Consider the following 17372-nt stretch of genomic DNA (forward strand, 5'->3'; position numbering starts at 1 on the left):
ACCTACTTAACTCATTGAATCTCAAGGAGTTTTCCGTTTCGACTGCGCCGGAAGTGGGGCGAATTATAGAGACTCAAAATCTGCCGTCAACCCTTAATTTCGCTTTTCTTTCAATAACTTGCGGATAGGCCAAAAAACACTCAATACCCTCTATATAGAAGAAGGATTCAGTACCCCTTCTATATAGAGAGAACCATCAGAGCACTCCATCCTCTTTCATCGCAGCCACCGCTCCAGCCCCAAGACCCAGCACCCGCTGCAAAACCTCCAACGTATGCTCGCCCAGCAAAGGAGGCGCATGGCGATACTCGACAGGCGTCCGCGACAGCCGAATCGGACTGGCCACCTGCGGCACCATCCCCGCCAGCGCGTGAGGCAGCTCAATCGCCAACCCGCGAGACTTCACCTGCGGATCCTCGAATACCTGCGACAGATCATTGATCGGCCCACATGGCACACCCGCCTGTTCCAGCTGAGCCACCCACTCGGAGGTCGTCTTGAAGACTGTCGCCTGGCGAATCAACGGAATCAGCACCGCACGGTTCGCCACCCGCAACTTATTAGTCGCGAAACGCGGATCGTCCGCCCACTGCGGTTGCCCCGCCACTTCGGCGAACTTGCGGAACTGCCCGTCATTGCCCACCGTGAGAATGAAGTCGCCGTCAGCCGTAGGAAAATCCTGATACGGCACGATATTCGGATGTGCATTCCCCAGCCGCTTTGGCGCAGTGCCCGTCGTCAGGTAGTTCATCGCCTGATTGGCCAGGCATGCTACCTGCACATCCAGCAACGCCATATCGATATGCTGCCCGCCGCCATCGTGATCACGATGAGCCAGTGCTGCCAGAATCGCCACGGTCGAATACAGCCCCGTCAGGATATCCGTGAGCGCCACCCCCACCTTAACCGGCCCGGCACCCTCATCACCCTCAGGTCGCCCGGTCAGACTCATCAGCCCGCCAAGCCCCTGGATCATGAAGTCATAACCCGCACGCTTGGCATACGGTCCGGTTTGGCCGAAGCCGGTGATCGAGCAATAGATCAGATCCGGATTGATCACCTTCAACGACTCGTAATCCAGGCCGTAGGCCGCCAGCCCACCCACCTTGAAGTTCTCGATCAGGATGTCGGACTTGGCTGCCAGATCGCGAACCAGCTTCTGACCTTCGGGACGCGTGAAGTCGATCGTCACCGATTGCTTGTTGCGGTTGGCCGACAGGTAATAAGCCGCCTCGCTGGTGTTCTCGCCGTAAGCGTCCTTCAGGAAGGGCGGCCCCCAGGCGCGAGTGTCGTCACCATTGCCCGGGCGCTCGACCTTGATCACTTCCGCCCCAAGATCGGCCAGGATCTGACCAGCCCATGGGCCGGCCAGCACTCGCGATAAATCCAGTACCCGCAGATGCGACAGCGCGCCCATGGTCGCTCTCCTATTAATAGAACGCCTGCAGGCCGGTCTGCGCACGACCGAGAATCAGCGCGTGAACGTCGTGAGTACCTTCATAGGTATTCACCACTTCCAGGTTGACCAGGTGACGGGCCACACCGAATTCATCAGAGATCCCGTTGCCGCCCAACATGTCACGCGCCATGCGAGCGATATCGAGAGACTTGCCGCAAGAGTTACGCTTCATGATCGAAGTGATTTCAACCGCAGCAGTGCCTTCATCTTTCATGCGACCAAGACGCAGGCAGCCTTGCAGCGCCAGAGTGATCTCGGTCTGCATGTCAGCCAGCTTCTTCTGGATCAACTGAGTAGCGGCAAGCGGACGACCGAACTGCTGACGATCCAGGGTGTACTGGCGAGCGGTGTGCCAGCAGAACTCGGCCGCGCCCAGCGCACCCCAGGAGATGCCATAACGTGCAGAGTTGAGGCAGGTGAACGGACCTTTCAGACCACGCACGTCCGGGAAGATGTTCTCTTCCGGCACAAACACGTTATCCATGACGATTTCGCCGGTGATCGAAGCCCGCAGACCGACCTTGCCGTGAATCGCTGGAGCGCTCAGGCCTTTCCAGCCCTTCTCCAGAACGAAGCCACGGATGTCGCCGGCATCGTCTTTGGCCCAGACCACGAACACGTCGGCGATCGGGCTGTTGGTGATCCACATCTTGGCACCGGTCAGGCTGTAGCCGCCGTCGACCTTGCGTGCACGCGTAATCATCGCGCCCGGGTCGGAACCGTGGTTCGGCTCGGTCAGACCGAAGCAGCCGATCCACTCGCCGGAAGCCAGTTTCGGCAGGTACTTCTGCTTCTGTGCTTCGGTACCGAATTCGTTGATCGGCACCATCACCAGCGAAGACTGCACGCTCATCATCGAACGATAGCCAGAGTCGACACGCTCGACCTCACGGGCAATCAGGCCATAGCTGACGTAGTTGAGGCCGCTGCCACCGTACTGCTCGGGAATGGTCGCACCCAACAGGCCGACTTCGCCCATTTCACGGAAGATCGCCGGATCGGTCTTCTCATGGCGGAAGGCTTCCAGAACGCGTGGCGCGAGGCTCTGCTGGGCGAATTGCTCGGCAGTGTCGCGGATCATGCGTTCTTCTTCAGTCAGCTGTTGATCCAGCAACAGTGGATCGATCCAGTTGAAGCTAGCTTTACCGCCCATGAGTGAGTCCTCGCAAATCGGGTGAATTAACGTGGCATTGATCCTAGGCCCGCTTCGCCATCCCGGCAAACGAGGATTTCGCATCCTGTTGTGCTAATTTCTCACTCCGAAACGTCGCGAAATGCCGATTAAGCGATGTATTAGTGAGGTTGACGTACATGCGCCGCAAGATACCCAGCACCACCGCCCTGATCAGCTTCGAAGCCGCCGCCCGTCACGAGAGCTTTACCAAGGCCGCCGAAGAACTTTCCCTCACCCAGGGCGCCATTTGCCGACAGATCGCCAGCCTCGAGGACTTCCTCAGCGTCGAACTGTTCCGACGCTCGCGTCGCGGGGTGAAGCTGACAGAAGCGGGCCTTTCCTACAGTCGTCGGGTCGCCACCCAACTCGACGCCGTTGAGCGCGACACCCTGTCGGTGATGGGTCAGCAAGGCACCAATGTGATCGAGCTCGCCGTGGTGCCCACCTTTGGCACGCAATGGCTGCTGCCAAGATTGAAGGACTTCCAACTCAAGCACCCGGAAGTGACGGTCAACCTGACCAACCGCACCCGCCCGTTCCTGTTTGCCGACACCGACTTCGATGCCGCCATCTACTTTGGCGATGCCGACTGGTCCGGTACCGAATCCCACAGGTTGATGGGCGAGAATCCGATGCCGGTATGCAGTCCCGCCCTGCTCGGCAACAAGACGCATCTGACACCCGATGAAATCGCCGATCTGCCGCTGCTCCAGCAAACCACCCGCCCCTACGCCTGGCGACAGTGGTTCAACTCGCAACACCTGAACATCCCCCGCGACATGACAGGTCCGCGCTACGAGCTATTCTCCATGCTCGCCCAGGCAGCCATGCACGACATGGGCATCGCGCTGATCCCACCGTTCCTGATTCAGCGCGAACTGGCCGAGAAGCGCCTGGTGATTGCCAACCCGAACGCGCTCTCCAGCATCAAGGCGTATTACCTGATGATTCCGGAGCGAAAGGTCGAATCGGCGTCACTCAAAGCTTTTCGTGACTGGCTGGTGAACCAGGCACACAGCTACAACTTAGAAGGCTAAAGGGTTTCAGCGATTACTAACCCCGTAGTCAGGAAAATCAAAGCCCTACAGATATAACTATTTGTCGCAAATAGACAGACTGTATCCGAAAGTCGTACAGACGTCCCACAAGCGCCTGCCGACGTGGCTTTGCGCCCTCATTCGCGACTCATTGCGACCTATTCACGTCACCGATGCGAAAATTCTTCAAATTCATCCAGACTCCTTGAAAGGCACGGCCTGCAAGGGATTCAACTGGCCATCTGCGACATTCGGTCACGGGATGACTTGTAGTTAATTTTCCGTCACCCGTCATAATCCCTTGAAGGGCATAAACTTCGCCTGCAAAATGCCGCGCCCCGCCCTGATTTGGCGGGATCGTGCTGATCGGCCGCCCCAGTCGCACCATCCGTAGTGCATGGGTTTACTCAATAAGATCACGCAGGAGATTTGACGTGCACATTGGTGTTCCTCTCGAAACCCAGACCGGTGAAACACGGGTTGCTGCAACCCCGGAAACCATTAAAAAGCTGATCAGCCAAGGTCATAAGGTCACTGTGCAAACCGGCGCCGGCGTTAAAGCCAGCGTTGTCGACAGTGCCTATGAAGCGGCAGGCGCAACCATTGGCAGTGCCAATGACGCGTTTGGCGCCGAGCTGATTCTCAAAGTGGTCGCGCCAACCGATGCCGAACTGACGCTGATCAAGCGCGGCACGGTGCTGGTGGGCATGCTCAATCCGTTCAACAACGACACCATCGCGAAGATGGCCGAGTGCGGGATTACCGCGTTCGCCCTGGAAGCGGCGCCACGTACCTCCCGGGCCCAGAGCCTCGACGTGCTGTCGTCCCAGGCGAACATTGCCGGCTATAAGGCCGTGCTGCTCGCCGCTCACTACTATCCGCGCTTCATGCCGATGCTGATGACCGCTGCGGGCACCGTGAAAGCGGCGCGCGTGCTGATCCTGGGGGCTGGTGTGGCCGGGTTGCAGGCGATTGCCACGGCGAAACGTCTGGGTGCCGTCATCGAAGCGTCCGACGTACGTCCGGCCGTGAAGGAACAGATCGAATCCCTCGGCGCCAAGTTCGTCGACGTGCCTTACGAGACCGATGAAGAACGCGAATGCGCGGTCGGCGTCGGCGGTTACGCACGCCCGATGCCGGCGAGCTGGATGCAGCGTCAGGCCCAGGCCGTGCACGAGCGCGCCAAGCAGGCTGACATCGTCATCACCACCGCACTGATCCCGGGCCGCAAGGCGCCGACGCTGTTGAGCGCGGACACCGTGGCGCAAATGAAACCCGGCTCGGTGGTCATCGACCTCGCTGCAGCCCAGGGTGGCAACTGCCCGCTGACCGTGGCCGATCAGGTCGTGATCGAGAACGGCGTGACTATCGTCGGCCCGACCAACCTCGCCGGTGAAGTCGCCGCAGACGCCTCGGCGCTGTACGCACGCAACCTGCTGGACTTCCTGAAGCTGGTCTTCACCAAAGAAGGCCAGTTCGAAGTGAACCTCGAAGACGACATCGTCGCCGCGTGCCTGATGTGCCGCGACGGCCAAGTCATCCGCAAAAACGCCTAAGCAGGGATTCAGACGATGGAAGAGCTTATCTCCCCCGGTATCTACAACCTGATCATCTTCGTGCTGGCGATTTATGTCGGTTACCACGTGGTCTGGAACGTTACACCCGCGCTGCACACGCCTTTGATGGCGGTGACCAACGCCATTTCTGCGATCGTGATCGTCGGCGCCATGCTCGCGGCCGCACTGACCGTCACCCCGCTGGGCAAGACCATGGGCACCCTCGCCGTGGCACTGGCCGCGGTCAACGTGTTCGGTGGCTTCCTGGTCACCCGCCGCATGCTTGAGATGTTCAAGAAGAAAGCCCCGAAAGCAAAAGAAGAGGCGCCTAAGTAATGAGCATGAACCTCGTCACGACGCTCTACCTGATCGCGTCGATCTGCTTCATCCAGGCCCTAAAGGGCCTGTCGCACCCGACCACGTCGCGGCGCGGCAATCTGTTCGGCATGCTCGGCATGGCGCTGGCAATCATCACCACTGTCGGCCTCATCTATAAGCTGGGCGCTGAGCTGGCGACTGCTGGCATCGGTTACGTGATCGTCGGCCTGCTGATCGGCGGCACCGCCGGTTCGATCATGGCCAAACGCGTTGAAATGACCAAGATGCCGGAACTGGTTGCGTTCATGCACAGCATGATCGGCCTGGCAGCGGTGTTCATCGCCATTGCTGCGGTGGTCGAGCCGCAGTCGCTGGGCATCGTCAAACAACTGGGCGACTCGATTCCGGCGGGTAACCGTCTGGAACTGTTCCTCGGCGCAGCCATCGGTGCAATCACCTTCTCCGGTTCGGTGATCGCCTTCGGCAAACTGTCTGGCAAGTACAAGTTCCGTCTGTTTCAGGGCGCACCAGTACAGTTCAGCGGTCAGCACAAGCTGAACGCGGTACTGGGTCTGGCGACACTGATCCTCGGCGTCACCTTCATGCTGACCGGCAACCTCGCCGCGTTCGCACTGATGCTGGCCCTGGCGTTCGTCATGGGCGTGCTGATCATCATCCCGATCGGCGGCGCCGACATGCCGGTGGTGGTGTCGATGCTCAACAGCTATTCCGGCTGGGCGGCGGCAGGTATCGGCTTCTCGCTGAACAACTCGATGCTGATCATTGCCGGTTCGCTGGTGGGTTCCAGCGGTGCGATCCTCTCGTACATCATGTGCAAGGCGATGAACCGTTCCTTCTTTAATGTACTGCTCGGCGGTTTCGGCAATACAGCAGATGCCGGTCCTGCCGGTGAGAAGGAAACCCGTCCGGTGAAATCCGGTTCGGCTGACGACGCGACCTTCCTGCTGACCAACGCCGACACCGTGATCATCGTTCCGGGTTACGGCCTGGCGGTGGCCCGTGCACAGCACGCGCTGAAGGAGCTGACCGAGAAGCTGACCCACCATGGCGTGACGGTGAAGTACGCGATCCACCCGGTGGCCGGTCGGATGCCTGGGCACATGAACGTACTGCTGGCCGAGGCCGAAGTGCCGTACGACCAGGTGTTCGAGATGGAAGACATCAACTCCGAGTTCGGCCAGGCCGACGTGGTGCTGGTGCTCGGCGCCAACGACGTGGTCAACCCGGCTGCCAAGAACGATCCGAAATCGCCGATTGCCGGCATGCCGATCCTCGAAGCGTTCAAGGCCAAGACCATCATCGTCAACAAGCGTTCGATGGCCAGCGGCTATGCCGGTCTGGACAACGAACTGTTCTACCTGGACAAGACCATGATGGTGTTCGGCGACGCGAAAAAAGTCATCGAAGACATGGTCAAAGCAGTCGAGTAACCCTCGCCGGCAACACCGAACGCCCCGACTTGTCGGGGCGTTTTTGTTTACGCAAAACGTCGGACAATTTGCCGCGTTGTTGCAGATCCAGTAACGGTGTTTTACTTGAAACCCGCTAAATAGACGCCTCGTTTGCGACCTTGGTAGCGGGACAGGCGCTCGCGAAATTCACTAGACTGCGCATCCTGCTACTCGCTGCCCGAGAAAATAATCCATGTACCGTGACCGTATTCGCCTGCCTTCGTTGTTGGATAAAGTGATGAGCGCCGCCGACGCCGCTGCGCTGATTGAGGACGGCATGACCGTCGGCATGAGCGGCTTCACCCGCGCCGGCGAAGCCAAGGCCGTGCCCCATGCGCTGGCCGAGCGAGCCAAGGTCACGCCGCTGAAGATCAGCCTGATGACCGGCGCCAGCCTGGGCAATGACCTCGACAAGCAACTGACCGAAGCCGGCGTGCTGTCGCGGCGTATGCCGTTCCAGGTCGACAGCACCCTGCGCAAGGCGATCAACGCCGGCGAAGTGATGTTCATCGACCAGCACCTCTCGGAAACCGTCGAGCAACTGCGCAACCAGCAGCTGAAGCTGCCGGACATTGCCGTGATCGAAGCCGTGGCCATCACCGAACAGGGCCACATCGTGCCGACCACTTCGGTGGGTAACTCGGCGAGCTTCGCGATCTTCGCCAAACACGTGATCGTCGAGATCAATCTGGCACACAACGCCAACCTCGAAGGTCTGCACGACATCTATATCCCGACCTATCGCCCGACCCGCACGCCGATTCCGCTGGTAAAGGTCGACGACCGCATCGGCAGCACCGCGATCCCGATCCCGCCGGAGAAGATTGTCGCCATCGTCATCACCCAGCAGTCGGACTCGCCGTCCACCGTGTCGTCGCCGGATGTCGATACCAAAGCCATCGCCGATCACCTGATTACCTTCCTCAAGCAGGAAGTCGATGCCGGGCGCATGACCAACAAGCTCGGCCCGTTGCAGGCCGGGATCGGCAACATTGCCAACGCGGTGATGTGCGGGCTGATCGATTCGCCGTTCGAAGACCTGACCATGTACTCCGAAGTGCTGCAGGACTCGACCTTTGACCTGATCGACGCCGGCAAGCTGAGCTTCGCCTCGGGCAGCTCGATCACCCTGTCGGAGCGGCGCAACAGCGACGTGTTCGGCAACCTGGAGAAGTACAAGGACAAGCTGGTACTGCGTCCCCAGGAAATCTCCAACCACCCGGAAGTGGTGCGGCGCCTGGGCATCATCGGCATCAACACGGCCCTTGAATTCGACATCTATGGCAACGTCAACTCCACCCACGTCTGCGGCACGCGGATGATGAACGGCATCGGCGGCTCGGGCGACTTCGCGCGCAACGCACACCTGGCGGTGTTCGTGACCAAGTCGATCGCCAAGGGTGGCGCGATTTCCAGCGTGGTGCCGATGGTCAGCCACGTCGACCATACCGAGCATGACGTCGACATCCTGGTGACCGAGGTGGGCTTGGCCGACCTGCGCGGCCTGGCGCCACGGGAACGCGCCCGGGTCATCATCGATAACTGTGTGCACCCGGATTTCCGCCAGGCGCTGAACGACTACTTCGACAAAGCCTGCGCCATTGGCGGCCACACCCCGCATATTCTGCGTGATGCCCTGAGTTGGCACATCAATCTGGAAGAAACCGGACGCATGCAGGCGGTGTAATCCGCACAGATTTTCCGCTGGCGCAAACACAGTTTCGCCAGCGGGATTCTGAAAACCTCTGCAACCGTCAAAAACTGTACTGCTGTACCGGTCTTTTCCTACGGCTTTTACCTACACGAATCATCGAATTGGGTAAAAATGCACCAAATAAGCGCATACAGGTACAGTTTGTGCAATTTTGACCCGTACACCCCCTATAAACAGTTAACTGGTCACTCACAATACAGGTGAACTGTATCTAGAGAGACTGGCCAAACGAGAGGATCATGGGCACCAGTTAAACCACTACCTAATCCCGCCACAAGCGGAAGGATGTCAACCATGGAACGTACACTCAGTTCCGAACTGTTCTTCGAAGACAAAGCTGTAAACACCCAGGCTTCCCTGCCTCTGCGCGTTATCGCCAACCTGATGCTTTGGCAGCGCCGCATCTCCAGCCGCCATCAACTGGCTCGTCTGGATTCGCGTCTGCTGGCTGACGCCGGGATTAGCGAAGCACAACGCTACGAAGAGCTGAGCAAGCCGTTCTGGCGCTAAGCAGCGTCGCTGGCTCTGGTCGCTAGACCCACCGCCAGCAACCCGAATTGAACACACAAGACCCGTCGCGGGAAACCGCGACGGGTCTTGTCGTTTCAGGGCAGAAAAACCTGAATACCCAGCCTGAAACACCAGACAGGTACAGTTTCTTTAAATAGATTAATGACAAGTACAGTTGCGTAAAATGTGTTCAGGCCAGCATCCTGACCACTGTGCGAACTCGCAACGGAGGCCTAAGATCCATGCAGAACGTGGCGAATGCTGTGCGACTGGCGTCTGACCTTCAGACACCGAGCCACCTCTCAATACGGTTTATCCACAGGAGTTCTCCCATGTCCCGTCTTCGTCTGCTCAGCGCCGCCGCTCTGCTGGCCGTAGCTGCCAACGCCAGCGCTACCAGCTTCATCGTTACCACCGACGCCGTGGTTGGCGCACTCAAGTCCTCTTCCGATGCCACCTCCGATGTCACCTCGTCCTTCCGTGACGACAAGATCGTGCTCGCCGCCCGTGACGACGCTGCCAGCTTCGTGGCCAGCGAAGGCGAAATCCGTGGCGTGAAACTGGAGAGTGCACTGGATCACATCCGTCATCAGGCTCCACAACTGAACGCGACCGACGCACAGCTGGCCCAGGCCATTCTGACGATCTAAGCGACAGAGGCATCGCGGGACACGCCGGTCGTGTCCCGATGTTTCGGCGCTGGCTCTAGTCCGGGCATTGCGCTAGCCTTGGGACTCGCCAACAGCTGCCGAGTCCCATGCGTTTTCTTACAAATCTGCTTATCCCTTCTATCCTGATCACCGCCTGCTGGGTTCCTCTTGCAGACGCCTTCGATGTGTCCACGCAGAACACCGTTGTCAGCGTCTGGGCCACCGGCATGGTGTCTTCCGCGCCGTTCGACCGTAAACTGATCATCGCCGCGCACGACGATGCCGCAGCGTTCGTTGCCAGTGACGGCCAGATGCGCGGCGCACAGCTCGAATCCGCCCTGCATTACCTGCGCAAGAGCCGGCCAAAACTTCATGTCAGCGACCTTGAACTGGCACAGGCAATTCTCGTCCAATAGTCATCCCTGTCTTTTCGGAGTCGTTCCATGCGTAGCCCGCTGATTGCTGCCGCCCTTGGCCTGCTGTTGTTGGCCGATATGGCCCAGGCACACACCCTGGTAGCCACCAGTAACATCATCGTCCGCGCTTCCCAGCGCACCATCGATTTCACTTCCGACACCACCACGTCGATTCGCGATTCGAAAATCATCCGCGAAGCCCACGACGACGCCGCCAGTTTCGTGGCCAGCGACGGTGATATCCGTGGTGCAAACCTGGAAGCCGCCTTCAACACCTTGCGCACCCGCGTGCCGGAAGCTCGCGACGCCAGTGATCAGGTACTCGCCGAAGCCATCCTCGCACTGTGAAGTCACTCGGCGCCTGGCTGCTGGCCGGGGCGTTGTTGCTGCTTGGCAACAGCGCCCACGCCGGCCTGCAATTGCGGCTCAAGACCGACGATCTGAGCCCCGCCCAACAACAGGCCAGCCAGGCACTGCTCGATGAAGCCATGCAGGCGTTGCCGCCGAGCTTCATCGAACGCCTGGACCGGCGCATCGATGTCGGCTGGACCGACGACATGCCCGGCAACGCCTACGGCCAGGCGACACTCGTCTCCGAGCTGGACCTGAACCGCAAACTGCTCGCCAGCCTCACCGACGGCAGCGCGGCCACGCAAAAAACCAATCGCCCCCACGGCACCGTACGCCGGGAATTGCTGGCCACGGTGCTGCACGAAATCACCCACATTTACGATCGCGCGCGCTTGTGGCCAGCGGCCGAACGCACGCTGATCCAGCGCTGTACCCGGCGCAACAACAGCGCCGGGCTGATCGGTATTCCAGATGAATGCCGTGGCCAGAACGGTCGTCGCTTCACCCTCAGCGATGATCCACGCCTGCTCGACCTCGCCGGCTGGCAGCAATACGTCGGGCGCCGGGGTGAGCGAGAACAGCACAACCGGCAGATCGCCCGCAGCCCCGACCTCTACGAAATCTCCAGCCCAAAGGAGTTTGTCGCGGTCAACATGGAGTATTTCCTCCTCGACCCGAGCTATGCCTGCCGCCGCCCGGCGCTTTATCGCTATTACCAGGAACACTTTGGCTGGGCACCGCCCGCGAAAGATGAGTGCGCCAAAACCTTCGCTTTCCTCAATGCCGGCAACGACTTTGCCAAACAGCCCCTGGGCCAGGTTGATCCGGAGCGCGTGTACGCGGTGGATTACCTGTTGGCCGAAGCCAACCAGAACTGGGTCAGCCGTTGGGGCCACAGCATGTTGCGTCTGGTGATCTGTGCACCGGGCCGACCACGCGGGCCGGACTGCCGACTGGATCTGGATCAGCATCTGGTGCTGTCATACCGCGCCTTCGTCGGTGACGTACAGCTGTCGAGCTGGGACGGACTGGTCGGCAAATACCCGTCGCGCCTATTTGTGTTGCCGCTGGCGCAGGTGATCGACGAATACACCAAGACCGAACTGCGCAGCCTGGCGTCGGTGCCGTTGAATCTCTCGCGCAGCGAAATCGAGGGCGTAGTCGAACACGCCGCCGAAATGCACTGGAGCTACGACGGCAATTACTTCTTCCTCTCCAACAACTGTGCGGTGGAAGGCCTGAAACTGTTGCGCAGCGGCAGCAACAACGCCCGGCTCACCGGCCTGGACAGCATCATGCCCAATGGTTTGCTGGAAGTGCTGAAGGGGCGAGGCCTGGCGGACACCAGCGTGCTCGATGATCCGAAAGAGGCGTTGCGCCTGGGTTATCGCTTCGACTCGTTCCGTGATCGTTATCAGGCGATGTTCGATGTCTTGAAAAAGCAATTGCCAATCAAGCAGGCAACCGTTGAAGAATGGCTTTCGCTGTCCGCCGAAGAGCGTCGTCCATGGTTCGAGCGAGCCGACCTGCGCACCAGCGCCGCGCTGTTGTTGCTGGAGCAAGCCAGTTTCCGTCGCCAACTGTTGCTCGCTCAGGATGAGGTCAAGCAACGCTACCTCGGCGCCCGTGAGCTGGAGAACGGTGGCATGGACAAGGCAAACGCGACGTTGCAGCAGATTCTCGCCAACAGCGGCTTCCTCAGCCGGCCGGCAGAACTGCTCGATTCCAGAGGTTACGGCCTGCCGCAACCGAGCGAATTCAGCCGACTGGAAGCAGAAAGCAGCCAGCGCCAGAAGCAGTTGCTGGCCCTGACCGGCGATCTGGATAAAGAAGTACGCGCGTTGCTCGAGCCCAAACGAGCAGCCGAGATTGCGGCCAGCGAGGCCAACGTGAAACAGATCGGCGAGCATCTGCGCAAACTGCACAAAGCCTCGGGCGGATTGGAACTACCCTGAAAAACAACGGCCCTGAAAACAAAAGACCGCAGCCCATAAAGGCTGCGGTCTTTTTTATTGCCTGACGATCAGTACAGAACGCCATCCAGCACTTCGTAAACGACCCCGCTGCCCACCGCGATCAGCACGATGTCACCGCCGGCACGACGCCATTCATAACCCGGGTAATACGGCAGACGACTCAACGCCCGGTTATCCAGCCGCTCGCCGTAGTAGCCATGGGGCAGAGGGCGGCCACGGACCAGATGGATGCCTGGCGGTGGCGGTGCACCGCGAACGAAGTAGCCATGATTGTCGCGAATCACCTGACGCACCGGGCCGAAATCCCGAGGCGGCGGGCCGCCGCGATGGTTGCTTTGCCAATCATGGTGATCACCACCGCGATTGTCGTAGTGGCCCTGTTGCGGGCCGCCGTGGTCGTGATCGTCGCGCGGATCGGCGCTGGCCAGCAGCGGCGTCGCGCTGATCATCAGCACGCCCAGACTGGCAATCAGACGTTTCGGCATTTTCATCGGGTCTTTCCTCACTGCACTGACAGCAAAAAGGGATTCAGAACGTGGTTCTGAATCCCTCGGTCTTGCTCAATTAGTCTGTGCCGCGAGGCTCTAATTCCTCTGTATCAGGAACTTTACCTTCAGCTGACGCGAGCCTTACGCACGCCTTCGGACAGCGCCGAACACAGGCTCAGCACGCCGTCGATGGCCTGGTCCGGCGTGGTCGCGTTGGCGATGTGATCGATCAGCGCCGAGCCCACCACCACACCATCGGCCAGACGCGCGATGGACGCGGCTTGCTCCGGCGTGCGGATACCAAAACCGATGCTGATCGGCAGGTCGGTATGCCGACGCAGACGCGCCACCGCTTCTTCGACGTGTTCCAGAGTCGCCGCACCGGCACCGGTCACACCGGCAACCGACACGTAGTAAACGAAGCCGGAGCTGCCGTTCAACACTTTTGGCAGACGCGCATCATCGGTGGTCGGGGTGGTCAGGCGGATGAAGTCGATGCCCGCTGCCTGGGCCGGGTCGCACAGCTCCGAGTTGTGCTCCGGTGGCATGTCGACCACGATCAGGCCATCAACGCCGGCCTCTTTGGCTTCGGCGATGAAGCGCTCGACGCCGAACTTGTGGATCGGGTTGAAGTAACCCATCAGCACCAGCGGCGTGTCGCTGTTGTCCTTGCGGAACTCGCGGACCATTTGCAGGGTTTTGATCAGGTTCTGCTTGGCGCCAAGGGCACGGATGTTCGCCAGCTGAATCGCCGGGCCGTCGGCCATCGGGTCGGTGAACGGCATGCCCAGTTCGATCACGTCGGCACCGGCTTTCGGCAAGCCTTTGAGGATGGCCAGCGAAGTGTCGTAGTCCGGATCACCAGCAGTGACGAAGGTCACCAGGGCGGCGCGATTCTGTTCTTTGAGTTCGGCAAAGCGGGTTTGCAGGCGGCTCATCAGTGTTTCTCCTGCTTGGAGGTTTCCATGTGGTGCATGACGGTCTGCATGTCTTTGTCGCCGCGACCGGACAGGTTGACCACCATCAGGTGATCCTTCGGCAGTTTCGGTGCGCGTTTGAAGACTTCGGCCAGGGCATGGGCGCTTTCCAGTGCCGGGATGATCCCTTCCAGACGGCAGCACTGATGGAATGCGGCGAGGGCTTCGTCGTCGGTCACCGAGGTGTACTGGACGCGGCCGATGTCATGCAACCAGGCGTGTTCAGGGCCGATGCCCGGATAGTCGAGGCCGGCGGAAATCGAGTGGGCGTCGATGATCTGGCCATCGTCGTCCTGCAGCAGGAAGGTACGGTTGCCGTGCAACACACCCGGTACGCCGCCGTTGAGGCTGGCCGCGTGTTTGCCGGTCTCGATGCCGTAACCGGCGGCTTCGACGCCGATGATCTCGACGCTCTTGTCATCGAGGAACGGGTGGAACAGGCCCATGGCGTTGGAACCGCCACCGATGCACGCCACCAGGCTGTCCGGCAGACGACCTTCCTGAGCTTGCAGCTGATCGCGGGTTTCCTTGCCGATCACCGCCTGGAAGTCGCGAACCATGGCTGGATAAGGGTGCGGACCGGCCACGGTGCCGATCAGGTAGAAAGTGCTGTCGACGTTGGTCACCCAGTCACGCAGTGCTTCGTTCATCGCGTCTTTCAGGGTGCCGGTGCCAGCGACCACCGGGATCACCTCGGCGCCCAGCAGCTTCATGCGGAACACGTTGGCCTGCTGACGTTCGATATCGGTGGTGCCCATGTAGATCACGCAATCCAGACCGAAACGCGCAGCAACGGTGGCGGTGGCCACGCCGTGCATGCCGGCGCCGGTCTCGGCGATGATGCGTTTCTTGCCCATGCGCCGCGCCAGCAGGATCTGGCCGATGCAGTTGTTGATCTTGTGCGCGCCGGTGTGGTTCAGCTCTTCGCGCTTGAGGTAGATCTTGGCGCCACCGCAAAACTCGGTCAGGCGCTCGGCGAAGTACAGCGGGCTCGGACGTCCGACGTAGTCGCGCTGGAAGTAGGCCAATTCTTCTTTGAAAGCCGGATCTTCCTTGGCCGCTTCGTATTCGCGGGCCAGATCGAGGATCAACGGCATCAGGGTTTCGGCAACGTAACGGCCGCCGAACGAGCCAAACAGGCCGTTGGCGTCAGGGCCGTTACGCAGATCGGAGGTGTTCGAAGTCTGGGTCATGGTTCGCTCCAGCGGATTTCACGAGAAGACAATGGCGTTCACTCTACCCCTGACCTTCCAGGCTGAAAACCGATAAGATCGCCACAACCTGTCAGGAAAACTCACAGATATCATGAGCCATGACCTTCCCCCGCTGAACGCCCTGCGCGCCTTCGAAGCCACCGCCCGCCTGAACAGCGTCAGCCAGGCTGCGGAGCAACTGCACGTCACCCACGGCGCGGTCAGCCGCCAGCTCAAGGTGCTGGAAGAGCATCTCGGCGTCAGTCTTTTCGTCAAGGACGGTCGTGGCCTGAAACTCACAGATGCCGGCATTCGCCTGCGCGATGCCAGCGGCGAGGCGTTCGACCGCTTGCGCAGCGTTTGCGCCGAACTGACCCAAAGCACCGCCGATGCGCCGTTTGTGCTCGGTTGCTCCGGTAGCTTGCTCGCGCGCTGGTTCATTCCGCGACTGGGAAGGCTGAATGCCGATCTGCCGGACTTGCGTCTGCACCTGTCAGCCGGAGAAGGCGATCTCGATCCACGACGCCCGGGGCTGGATGCATTGCTGCTGTTCGCCGAACCGCCATGGCCGGCAGACATGCAGGTGTACGAGCTGGCCAGCGAGCGCATCGGCCCGGTCATGAGTCCGCTGTTCAGCGGCTACCAGCAACTGCAATCGGCGCCGCCCAATGCCCTGCTCGACGAACCCTTGCTGCACACGACTTCACGCCCGCAAGCCTGGCCGAGCTGGGCGCAGCAAAGCGGCCTCGACGCCAAGGCGTTGAAGCTGGGGCAGGGTTTCGAGCATTTGTATTACTTGCTGGAAGCGGCCGTCGCCGGGCTGGGCGTGGCGATCGCGCCGGAACCGCTGGTGACCGAAGACTTGAAGGCCGGGCGCCTGGTCGCGCCGTGGGGTTTCAGTGAAACCCCGGCGCAACTGGCGTTGTGGCTACCCAAGCGCGCCGCAGACGGACGCGCCCGGCAATTGGCGCAGTGGCTCAGGAACGAGCTGCGCCAGGCGGATCACTCGCCGCGCTTGAACAGCAAGTAAGCGGCCAGCAGACCCAGCGCACCGACCGCGACACCGGCAGTCGTCCACGGATGTTCCTGCGCGTAATCACGGGTGGCGATCCCGGTCTCGCGGGTTTTGACTTTGACTTCTTCGTAGGCATCGCTAAGCAGGCTGCGCGAGTGTTTCAGCGCGCTTTCAGCGTTGCCCTTGAGCGCCTTGAGGGTCTTGCGCGACTCGTCAGAAGCGTCGTCCTTCAGGCTTTCCAACGACTTGAGCAGACTCTCGATCTCCGCTTCCATGCTTTGCAACGAGGCTTTGCGTAACGAGGTGTTGGCCATGGTGGCTCTCCTGCATTGGTGATGAGTGGCGTGTGTTGGTTGGGACTTCACGGGTTCTGGAAAGTGCAGAAAATCTGAACTTCCCCTCTCCCGGATCGCCGAAATCAACACGGCAAATCGCTGCTAGGCTCAATTGCACACTTCAAGGAGAACACCATGAGTGACCATCACACCTACAAGAAAGTCGAGCTGGTCGGTTCGTCCACCAGCAGCATTGAAGACGCCATCAACAATGCGTTGGCCGAGGCCAACAAGAGCATCAAGCATCTGGAATGGTTCGAAGTGACCGAAACCCGAGGCCATATCAAGGACGGCAAGGCGGCGCACTTTCAAGTGACCCTGAAAGTCGGGTTCCGGATTGCCAGCAGCTGAGTTTGGTCTACGCTTCTGAACTTGCGCGCTGGCCGAGTGCCATAGGAATGGCAAAGCGCTACAAGGTGAGTGCATCGGGCGAACGGCTCGATGCCCGCCTTTTTTAATCCGACCAGGGAGTGCGACCGATGAAGAAGTTCATGTTGGCGGTAGGTTTGTTGAGCCTTGCGGGTGGTGCGTTTGCTGCCGGCAAGCCCTGTGAAGAGCTGAAGGCTGAAATTGCGGCCAAGCTGGATGCTAAGAACGTTTCCGGGTATTCGCTGGAGATTGTCGACAAGGGTGCGTCCAGTGGCGGCAAAGTCGTCGGCACCTGCGAGGGCGGTGCGAAGGAAATCGTCTACAAGCGTGGCTGATCAAGCCTGAAATGCAAAAGCCGACGC

Annotated in this window: 19 protein-coding genes; 13 read left to right on the top strand and 6 right to left on the bottom strand. The window is 60.2% G+C overall.

Annotated elements, in window-relative coordinates:
- Positions 1-196: 196 nt before the first annotated feature.
- Together PMI24_RS11270 and PMI24_RS11275 are read right to left on the bottom strand one after the other, a co-directional pair.
- Positions 197-1417, bottom strand: a complete 1221-nt coding sequence (locus tag PMI24_RS11270) for a CaiB/BaiF CoA transferase family protein (protein WP_007953897.1) — start codon at positions 1415-1417, stop codon at positions 197-199.
- 13 nt (positions 1418-1430) lie between these two features.
- A complete protein-coding gene (locus tag PMI24_RS11275) occupies positions 1431-2612 on the bottom strand; it encodes an acyl-CoA dehydrogenase (protein ID WP_007953903.1) in 1182 nt (393 codons plus the stop codon).
- 158 nt (positions 2613-2770) lie between these two features.
- Here PMI24_RS11275 and PMI24_RS11280 point away from each other — a divergent pair, with 158 nt between their 5' ends.
- From PMI24_RS11280 to PMI24_RS11325, 10 genes are all read left to right on the top strand, one after another.
- Positions 2771-3670 (top strand): LysR family transcriptional regulator, encoded by a 900-nt coding sequence (locus tag PMI24_RS11280; RefSeq protein WP_007953904.1) that lies wholly within the window; start codon positions 2771-2773, stop codon positions 3668-3670.
- A 434-nt stretch (positions 3671-4104) separates the two neighbouring features.
- Complete coding sequence (locus PMI24_RS11285) at positions 4105-5226, top strand: Re/Si-specific NAD(P)(+) transhydrogenase subunit alpha (RefSeq protein ID WP_007953905.1); 1122 nt, start codon at positions 4105-4107, stop codon at positions 5224-5226.
- Positions 5227-5241: 15 nt separating this feature from the next.
- A complete protein-coding gene (locus PMI24_RS11290; protein ID WP_003220416.1) occupies positions 5242-5562 on the top strand; it encodes an NAD(P) transhydrogenase subunit alpha in 321 nt (106 codons plus the stop codon).
- Positions 5562-6995, top strand: coding sequence for an NAD(P)(+) transhydrogenase (Re/Si-specific) subunit beta (locus PMI24_RS11295; RefSeq protein ID WP_007953906.1), 1434 nt, complete (start codon positions 5562-5564; stop codon positions 6993-6995). The genes PMI24_RS11290 and PMI24_RS11295 overlap by 1 nt, the downstream gene beginning before the upstream one ends.
- 214 nt (positions 6996-7209) lie before the next feature.
- Positions 7210-8703, top strand: a complete 1494-nt coding sequence (locus PMI24_RS11300) for an acetyl-CoA hydrolase/transferase family protein (RefSeq protein WP_007953907.1) — start codon at positions 7210-7212, stop codon at positions 8701-8703.
- Between the two features lie 321 nt (positions 8704-9024).
- Positions 9025-9240, top strand: a complete 216-nt coding sequence (locus tag PMI24_RS11305; protein WP_007911656.1) for a DUF1127 domain-containing protein — start codon at positions 9025-9027, stop codon at positions 9238-9240.
- Between the two features lie 332 nt (positions 9241-9572).
- Positions 9573-9890 (top strand): DUF2388 domain-containing protein, encoded by a 318-nt coding sequence (locus PMI24_RS11310; RefSeq protein ID WP_007953908.1) that lies wholly within the window; start codon positions 9573-9575, stop codon positions 9888-9890.
- 107 nt (positions 9891-9997) lie between these two features.
- Positions 9998-10306 (top strand): DUF2388 domain-containing protein, encoded by a 309-nt coding sequence (locus PMI24_RS11315; RefSeq protein WP_007953909.1) that lies wholly within the window; start codon positions 9998-10000, stop codon positions 10304-10306.
- A 27-nt stretch (positions 10307-10333) separates the two neighbouring features.
- Positions 10334-10654, top strand: a complete 321-nt coding sequence (locus PMI24_RS11320; protein ID WP_007953910.1) for a DUF2388 domain-containing protein — start codon at positions 10334-10336, stop codon at positions 10652-10654.
- Entirely contained in the window at positions 10651-12612 is a 1962-nt protein-coding gene (locus tag PMI24_RS11325; RefSeq protein WP_007953912.1) for a DUF7844 domain-containing protein, read from the top strand. The genes PMI24_RS11320 and PMI24_RS11325 overlap by 4 nt, the downstream gene beginning before the upstream one ends.
- A gap of 68 nt (positions 12613-12680) precedes the next feature.
- Here the strand turns inward: PMI24_RS11325 and PMI24_RS11330 are convergent, their stop codons facing one another.
- From PMI24_RS11330 to trpB, 3 genes are all read right to left on the bottom strand, one after another.
- The gene (locus tag PMI24_RS11330; RefSeq protein WP_007953914.1) at positions 12681-13124 is read right to left on the bottom strand and encodes an anti-virulence regulator CigR family protein; all 444 of its coding nucleotides are present in this window, start codon (positions 13122-13124) and stop codon (positions 12681-12683) included.
- 122 nt (positions 13125-13246) lie between these two features.
- The gene (trpA, locus tag PMI24_RS11335; RefSeq protein ID WP_007953915.1) at positions 13247-14059 is read right to left on the bottom strand and encodes a tryptophan synthase subunit alpha; all 813 of its coding nucleotides are present in this window, start codon (positions 14057-14059) and stop codon (positions 13247-13249) included.
- Positions 14059-15291, bottom strand: a complete 1233-nt coding sequence (gene trpB / locus PMI24_RS11340) for a tryptophan synthase subunit beta (RefSeq protein ID WP_007953916.1) — start codon at positions 15289-15291, stop codon at positions 14059-14061. The genes trpA and trpB overlap by 1 nt, the downstream gene beginning before the upstream one ends.
- Positions 15292-15403: 112 nt before the next feature.
- On the opposite strand from trpB, the gene PMI24_RS11345 reads away from it, so the two are divergent.
- Entirely contained in the window at positions 15404-16321 is a 918-nt protein-coding gene (locus PMI24_RS11345; RefSeq protein WP_007953917.1) for a LysR family transcriptional regulator, read from the top strand.
- Here PMI24_RS11345 and PMI24_RS11350 read toward each other — a convergent pair.
- Entirely contained in the window at positions 16294-16620 is a 327-nt protein-coding gene (locus PMI24_RS11350; protein ID WP_007953918.1) for a DUF883 family protein, read from the bottom strand. The genes PMI24_RS11345 and PMI24_RS11350 overlap by 28 nt on opposite strands.
- 156 nt (positions 16621-16776) lie before the next feature.
- On the opposite strand from PMI24_RS11350, the gene PMI24_RS11355 reads away from it, so the two are divergent.
- Together PMI24_RS11355 and PMI24_RS11360 are read left to right on the top strand one after the other, a co-directional pair.
- Positions 16777-16992: a dodecin gene (locus tag PMI24_RS11355; protein WP_007953919.1), complete on the top strand. Its 216-nt coding sequence runs from the start codon at positions 16777-16779 to the stop codon at positions 16990-16992.
- 128 nt (positions 16993-17120) lie between these two features.
- Complete coding sequence (locus tag PMI24_RS11360) at positions 17121-17345, top strand: DUF1161 domain-containing protein (protein WP_007953920.1); 225 nt, start codon at positions 17121-17123, stop codon at positions 17343-17345.
- The last annotated feature ends 27 nt before the right edge of the window (positions 17346-17372 follow it).

This window comes from Pseudomonas sp. GM25 (assembly GCF_000282255.1).
GTDB lineage: Bacteria > Pseudomonadota > Gammaproteobacteria > Pseudomonadales > Pseudomonadaceae > Aquipseudomonas > Aquipseudomonas aphyarum.

What these genes read in the sequence shown, in the direction of transcription:
- trpA (WP_007953915.1), bottom strand. Translation starts at nt 14,059, where the DNA reads ATGAGCCGCCTGCAAACCCGCTTTGCCGAACTCAAAGAACAGAATCGC.
- PMI24_RS11345 (WP_007953917.1), top strand. Translation starts at nt 15,404, where the DNA reads ATGAGCCATGACCTTCCCCCGCTGAACGCCCTGCGCGCCTTCGAAGCC.
- PMI24_RS11280 (WP_007953904.1), top strand. Translation starts at nt 2,771, where the DNA reads ATGCGCCGCAAGATACCCAGCACCACCGCCCTGATCAGCTTCGAAGCC.
- PMI24_RS11295 (WP_007953906.1), top strand. Translation starts at nt 5,562, where the DNA reads ATGAGCATGAACCTCGTCACGACGCTCTACCTGATCGCGTCGATCTGC.
- PMI24_RS11300 (WP_007953907.1), top strand. Translation starts at nt 7,210, where the DNA reads ATGTACCGTGACCGTATTCGCCTGCCTTCGTTGTTGGATAAAGTGATG.
- PMI24_RS11305 (WP_007911656.1), top strand. Translation starts at nt 9,025, where the DNA reads ATGGAACGTACACTCAGTTCCGAACTGTTCTTCGAAGACAAAGCTGTA.
- trpB (WP_007953916.1), bottom strand. Translation starts at nt 15,291, where the DNA reads ATGACCCAGACTTCGAACACCTCCGATCTGCGTAACGGCCCTGACGCC.
- PMI24_RS11330 (WP_007953914.1), bottom strand. Translation starts at nt 13,124, where the DNA reads ATGAAAATGCCGAAACGTCTGATTGCCAGTCTGGGCGTGCTGATGATC.
- PMI24_RS11355 (WP_007953919.1), top strand. Translation starts at nt 16,777, where the DNA reads ATGAGTGACCATCACACCTACAAGAAAGTCGAGCTGGTCGGTTCGTCC.
- PMI24_RS11350 (WP_007953918.1), bottom strand. Translation starts at nt 16,620, where the DNA reads ATGGCCAACACCTCGTTACGCAAAGCCTCGTTGCAAAGCATGGAAGCG.
- PMI24_RS11275 (WP_007953903.1), bottom strand. Translation starts at nt 2,612, where the DNA reads ATGGGCGGTAAAGCTAGCTTCAACTGGATCGATCCACTGTTGCTGGAT.
- PMI24_RS11310 (WP_007953908.1), top strand. Translation starts at nt 9,573, where the DNA reads ATGTCCCGTCTTCGTCTGCTCAGCGCCGCCGCTCTGCTGGCCGTAGCT.
- PMI24_RS11290 (WP_003220416.1), top strand. Translation starts at nt 5,242, where the DNA reads ATGGAAGAGCTTATCTCCCCCGGTATCTACAACCTGATCATCTTCGTG.
- PMI24_RS11320 (WP_007953910.1), top strand. Translation starts at nt 10,334, where the DNA reads ATGCGTAGCCCGCTGATTGCTGCCGCCCTTGGCCTGCTGTTGTTGGCC.
- PMI24_RS11270 (WP_007953897.1), bottom strand. Translation starts at nt 1,417, where the DNA reads ATGGGCGCGCTGTCGCATCTGCGGGTACTGGATTTATCGCGAGTGCTG.
- PMI24_RS11360 (WP_007953920.1), top strand. Translation starts at nt 17,121, where the DNA reads ATGAAGAAGTTCATGTTGGCGGTAGGTTTGTTGAGCCTTGCGGGTGGT.
- PMI24_RS11315 (WP_007953909.1), top strand. Translation starts at nt 9,998, where the DNA reads ATGCGTTTTCTTACAAATCTGCTTATCCCTTCTATCCTGATCACCGCC.